This window comes from Luedemannella helvata, assembly GCF_039528415.1.
Taxonomy (GTDB): domain Bacteria; phylum Actinomycetota; class Actinomycetes; order Mycobacteriales; family Micromonosporaceae; genus Luedemannella; species Luedemannella helvata.
Genome location: NZ_BAAALS010000138.1, coordinates 1 through 529 on the forward strand (window position 1 = coordinate 1; position 529 = coordinate 529).

The 529-nt window shown below is 67.5% G+C and carries 1 protein-coding gene; it reads right to left on the reverse strand.

Annotated features, from left to right (window positions below; genetic code table 11):
* Positions 1–529: SGNH/GDSL hydrolase family protein (locus ABD191_RS29140; protein WP_344089208.1), on the reverse strand; the 529-nt coding region annotated here is incomplete at both ends.

Genomic DNA, 529 nt, shown 5'->3' on the forward strand with positions numbered 1-529 from the left:
GCCGGTGCCTCCGCGGGCTTCGTTCCAGTAGTCGTCGTAGCCGAGGAGTCGGGCTGTCTTGTGTGCCCAGGTTCCTGCTCCGCCGCCTGTGTTCATGCTGGAGCCGTCGGAGAGGCTGTCTCCGAAGGCCATGAACCGTTCGGCGCGTGCGGAGGTCGACCACATGGTCGCGCCGGGCGGCAGGTGTACGCCGCCGAAGGGCACCGTGTAGAAGTCGAACCGCACGGTCCTCGCCTGGGCGACGCCGAGGTTGACGGTCATCAGGTGGGTACTGCCGGGGGTCGTGCCGCCTACGGGCAGCATGAGATCGGTGTAGCGACGTCCATCGACCCATAGCCGGTACATGCCGGCGGTCTGGTAGTTGAAGCGGAGCTGCAGGACGGCTGCGTCGGTGCCGAATTCGACCGACCAGACGGACTGGGAGGACGAGAGGGTGCCGCGCGTGTTGGGGTAGCGGCTGGTCGGGAGGACGTTGCTGCTGTCCGGGGTTCCGGTGCCGATTTGGAAGCCCGTAGCGCCGAGGTAGCGG